The organism is Moritella sp. PE36 (genome assembly GCF_000170855.1).
GTDB lineage: Bacteria > Pseudomonadota > Gammaproteobacteria > Enterobacterales > Moritellaceae > Moritella.
In genome coordinates this window covers 1-5080 of the sequence record NZ_ABCQ01000098.1, presented here as the reverse complement: position 1 = coordinate 5080, position 5080 = coordinate 1, and the positions used below count along the sequence as shown (strand labels likewise).

The window sequence follows — 5080 nt, the reverse complement described above, 5'->3', positions numbered from 1 at the left end:
ATTAACCCGCACTATCACGGTTTTATCATTACCTAGATTTGTTACTTTTACAAAACTGGGTAATGGTAAGTTTTTGTGTGCTGCAGACATCGAAAACATGTCATAAATTTCACCGTTTGAAGTTTTGTGACCATGAAATTTATTACCATACCAAGATGCTTTACCTTCTTGCGTTAAGATTTTGATGTCTCGCCATACTTCATAATTAATGCCACGTACCTGATAGTCGCGATTAGCATAACGACTATAGGTTTGCGGCGTTGGTACTGCATCGGCAATATCATCAAGTTGCGGAATGTTTTCCGGTGCGTGATCATCACTGTACTGATAACGCGATGAAGAACATGCGGCCAAAAGGCCGCAGATACACAGTAGGGTTAAACGTTGTTTATTGCGCATGTTTAGCTTGTTTAATCTTTTCACTTAATTGGAACACCGCCATTGCGTACAGTGGACTGTGGTTGTAACGGGTAATAGTGTAGAAGTTATCGAGGTAAACCCAATACTCATCACTATCAAGCTGTTGTAGTTTGAGTAGTTTCGCAGGGCTTGAGTCTTCAATGGTTATTGCTGGCACACGTTCATCAGACTCTTTAAGTACCACACCTGCAGCTTTTAAGTCTGCCCATGTATGCTTGATTCTCAATGATTTATTCAGTAATGCGGCTACTTTTTCACTGTCGGCTTTGACTGGATAAGCAACGGATGCACCGGTAGTCCATTTATGCTTGCTAAAGTAGTTAGCGATACTGCCGATTGCATCAACAGGATCGTTGATCATATCAACTTTACCATCACCCGAAAAATCAACGCCGTAATGGCTGTAACTTGATGAAATAAATTGACCTAAGCCCATCGCGCCCGCATATGAACCTTGTGTTTCTGTCAGTTTCCAGCCTTGTTGTTCGCTTAATTTAATGTATTGCGCGAACTCTTGACGGAAGAATTTACCACGGGATGGATAATTAAAACCCAGTGTATAAAGAGAGTCTAATACCGAAAGATTACCTTTGTATTTACCATAGAAGGTTTCAACGCCCATAATGGCGACGATAACTTGGGCTGGGACGCCATATTCAGCTTCGGCTTTAGCAAAGGTAGCTTCGTATTGCAGCCAGTACTCGACACCTTTGTTAATACGACTTTCAGTAATAAAGATTGGTGCGTATTTATACCAAGGTTTTTTTTCCCAGGGTGTCTGGATCTTGGTTAAGACGTTTTCATCGAACTTTGCTTGGCCGATGGCATCGGTAAGTACTTGTTCTGAGATGTCATATTTTGTACTTAACTCTTCAACCCAAGTCTTGTGCTCACTGCTTAACTCAGCACTATTAGCTTGAAACGCTGCTAAACCTAGCAGAAATAATACTCTTTTACCTAGCATCTGGATTCCTCAACTTAAGCGACGGTGTGTTCTTACAGACATTAGAATGCCAAATCCAGCCATCAATGTCACCATCGAAGTGCCACCATAGCTAATTAAAGGCAGTGGTACGCCCACTACCGGTAATAATCCGCTGACCATGCCGATATTTACGAACAAATAAATGAAGAATGTCATGGTTATACTGCCCGCAATGAGGCGTTCAAATACCCGTTGGCCCTGCATCGCAATCACTAAACCGCGGCAGATCACAAATAAATACAGTGACAGTAGTAAGATCACACCGAATAAACCGAATTCTTCACTAAATACCGCAAAAATAAAATCGGTGTGACGCTCAGGTAAAAAATCCAGTTGTGACTGGGTGCCTGATAACCAGCCTTTGCCCCAAAAACCTCCGGAACCAATGGCAATCTTAGATTGAATAATATGGTAACCAGAACCCAATGGATCGGTTTCTGGATTGAGGAAGGTTAATACCCGTTGTTTTTGATAAGGGTGCATTAAGAAGAACCACAGAACAGGCGCAAAACCTGCCACCAGTCCAAAAGCAATCATCACTAATCGCCATGACATACCGGCTAAGAAAATAACAAAAATACCTGAAATCGCAACGAGTAATGAAGTGCCTAGATCTGGCTGTTTGGCGATCAATAATGTCGGAATTAAGACCATGATTAACGCGGTTATGATGGTTCTAAAACTCGGTGGTATAGCTTGGTTACTCATGTAACGTGCCACGGCTAATGGCATGACTACTTTCATTATTTCAGATGGTTGGAACTTGGTGAAACCAAGATCAATCCAGCGCTGCGCCCCTTTTCCGACATGGCCAAACAGCAATACCGCGATTAATAAAATGGTCCCAATAATAAAGATGGGAAATGCCCAGCGTCGGTAAGTGGAAGGGGGGATTTGTGCTAGCGCCAGCATTACCGCTAACGCAAGAAACATACGCACGACTTGTCTTTCCATTAGTGCGATGTCCGATCCACCTGCGCTATAAAGTACGACAAGGCTAACCCCCATCAGACTTAACAGGCCAAATAATAACGGGAAATCGATATGTAATTTATACCAAATGCTTTGATTATGACGACGATCTGGCATTAATTTTCCTTTTTGTTTTCAAAGTAGACATCAAATAAACGGCGTGCTGATGGGGCCGCTTGTGAGCTACCACCACCGGCATTTTCTAAAATGATCGTCGCTGATATTTCCGGTTCTTCAAACGGTGCATAAGCTACAAACATGGCATTATCACGTAATCGTTCGCGGATCTTACTGGCATCATATTTTTCTTCACCGAGCTGGTATAGCTGTGCAGTACCTGATTTACCAGCTACAGTATAGGCTGTGTTAGCAAACGCACGATGGGCAGTACCTGTTCTGGTTACAACACCGCGCATACCGTCTTTGGCGACTTGCCAGTGCGCGGGATCTTTGAGTATCAGCGGTGGTAATTCCACGACAGGTTCAAATTGATCACCATTGGTATATTTTATATCCCGAACAAGCTGTGGCACAGGGCGTAGCCCGCGGCTTGCCACAATACCTGTCGCTTTCGCAAGTTGGATTGGTGTCGCAGACCAGTAACCCTGACCAATACCCACTGAAATAGTATCACCCTGATACCAAGGTTGGTTGTAACGTGCGCGTTTCCATTCTCGAGACGGCAAGATAGCATTGGTTTCTTCTTTAACATCAATACCGGTATATTCACCAAAGCCAAACTCGGTCATAAAATTGTTAATCTTATCAATGCCGACGTTATAAGCGAGGTTATAAAAGAAGGTATCTGACGATCGTGCGATGGCGGTATACACATTAATCTTACCACGCCCCCAACGATTCCAATCTCGGAAGCGCCGTTTAGTATTTGGGATCTGGAACCAACCAGGATCATTGATAAGAGTATTTGCTGTGATTGCGCCGTCTTCTAAGGCCAAGATTGCTAATTGTGGTTTTACTGTTGATGCAGGCGGATAGCGTCCTTGTGTTGCTCGGTTGATCAAGGGGTGATCTTTTGACTGTAATAGCCGATTATAATCTTTACTGCTAATACCGTGTACAAATAAGTTAGGATCATAACTCGGGCTCGAGACCATTGCTAATACTTCACCTGTTTTGGGGGCGAGTAAGACTATCGCACCACGGCGACCAGCTAGCTCTTTTTGTGCCTTAAGTTGCAAACGAATATCGATATTTAAATACAGATCATTACCTGGTACGGGCTGTGTTATTTTCAGTGTGCGGATAATCTTTCCGCGATTATTGACTTCAACTTCTTTAAATCCAGGCTCGCCATGTAAGGTATTTTCGTAATAGCGTTCGATGCCCTGCTTACCGATATCATGGGTCGCCGCATACGTTGCACGTAACCCTTTTTTTGCTAAGCGGTTAAGATCATTTCTGTTAATTCTGGCTACATAGCCGAGTGCATGCGTAAGCGCATCACCAAACGGATAATAACGTTTTAATCGGGCATTGACGGAAATACCGGGATAGTTATGCCGTTGAACTGAAAAGAGGGCCACTTGAGATTCGGATAAATTGGTTAATATTGAGACCTGCTTAAAGCGACGTTGGCGTTTTAAGCGAGTATGAAAATCGTCAATGTTATCTTCAGTTAGGCTTAATAAGCTGGTTAATTTGACGATGGTGGCGTCAATATCGGTAATTTTTTCCGGTACCATATCTAAGCTGAAAACAGGTTTATTTTCTGCTAAAAGTATCCCGTTGCGATCATAGATAAGCCCACGGTTGGGTGCGATAGGCACTAACTTGACACGGTTTTCGTTAGAACGGGTTTTGTAAGCTTGATATGAATCGACTTGTAAGTAATAAAGATTACTCAATAACAAGCCAAGTACACAGAGGACAAAAATAAATGAGACCATGATGCGACGGCTAAATAATGCTGTTTCCGCAGAATGGTCTCGTAAGGCTATACGCTTCCTTGCCACCAATATTACTCTCTATGATAAGGATGGTTTGTTGTTACACTCCAAGCGCGATATAACGCTTCGGCTACCACTACACGTACCATCGGATGTGGTAAGGTCAGTGGTGACAACGACCAGCGTTGTTCTGATGCCGCGATGCATTCTGGTGCAAGTCCTTCTGGGCCGCCAATCAATAGGCTAACGTCACGACCATCATGCTTCCACTTATCGAGTTCAACGGCTAGTTGTGCAGTAGTCCAAGGTTTGCCGGTCACTTCCAGAGTCACGATACGATTACCTTTCGGGATCGCTTGCATCGTTTTTACACCTTCTAGCTCTAAGATCCGTTTGATGTCAGCGTTTTTACCACGCTTACCCGCATTGATCTCAAGTAATTCAAAAGGCATATCTTTAGGGAAGCGACGTGCATATTCTTTATACCCGGTTTCTACCCATGCTGGCATCTTAGTGCCAACTGCAACTAGCTGAATTTTCATTTGACTATGCCCCTACAGACTGCCAAAGTTGTTCTAGTTGGTATAGATCACGTGTTTGTTGTTGCATGATGTGAACGACTATGTCACCCATATCAACTAAAACCCATTCACTATCTTCTTTACCTTCAATACCCATAACGAATACTTCGTTACGTTTAGCTTCAAGGTAAAGGTGGTTAGAAATCGATTTAACGTGAGTTTTTGATGTGCCAGTACATACGATCATTATATCGGTTACTGGTGATTTACCTTTA

The 5080-nt window shown here is 43.1% G+C and carries 6 protein-coding genes; all 6 read right to left on the bottom strand.

Translation table 11 applies throughout. The features are described 5' to 3' along the window. On the bottom strand, positions 1 to 399 hold a 399-nt coding region (locus tag PE36_RS23200; protein WP_006034556.1), incomplete at its 3' end, for an RlpA-like double-psi beta-barrel domain-containing protein. Then, positions 389 to 1384, bottom strand: a complete 996-nt coding sequence (gene mltB, locus PE36_RS23195) for a lytic murein transglycosylase B (RefSeq protein WP_006034555.1) — start codon at positions 1382 to 1384, stop codon at positions 389 to 391. The genes mltB and PE36_RS23200, both read right to left, overlap by 11 nt. A 9-nt stretch (positions 1385 to 1393) precedes the next feature. Beyond that, entirely contained in the window at positions 1394 to 2494 is a 1101-nt protein-coding gene (gene rodA, locus PE36_RS23190) for a rod shape-determining protein RodA (RefSeq protein WP_006034554.1), read from the bottom strand. Next, positions 2494 to 4350, bottom strand: a complete 1857-nt coding sequence (mrdA, locus tag PE36_RS23185) for a penicillin-binding protein 2 (protein ID WP_043995014.1) — start codon at positions 4348 to 4350, stop codon at positions 2494 to 2496. Before mrdA ends, rodA begins: the two co-directional genes overlap by 1 nt. A gap of 5 nt (positions 4351 to 4355) precedes the next feature. Continuing rightward, positions 4356 to 4826, bottom strand: a complete 471-nt coding sequence (gene rlmH, locus PE36_RS23180; protein ID WP_006034552.1) for a 23S rRNA (pseudouridine(1915)-N(3))-methyltransferase RlmH — start codon at positions 4824 to 4826, stop codon at positions 4356 to 4358. A 4-nt stretch (positions 4827 to 4830) separates the two neighbouring features. Then, positions 4831 to 5080: ribosome silencing factor (gene rsfS / locus PE36_RS23175; RefSeq protein WP_006034551.1), on the bottom strand; the 250-nt coding region annotated here is incomplete at its 5' end.

What these genes read in the sequence shown, in the direction of transcription:
- mltB (WP_006034555.1), bottom strand. Translation starts at nt 1,384, where the DNA reads ATGCTAGGTAAAAGAGTATTATTTCTGCTAGGTTTAGCAGCGTTTCAA.
- rodA (WP_006034554.1), bottom strand. Translation starts at nt 2,494, where the DNA reads ATGCCAGATCGTCGTCATAATCAAAGCATTTGGTATAAATTACATATC.
- rlmH (WP_006034552.1), bottom strand. Translation starts at nt 4,826, where the DNA reads ATGAAAATTCAGCTAGTTGCAGTTGGCACTAAGATGCCAGCATGGGTA.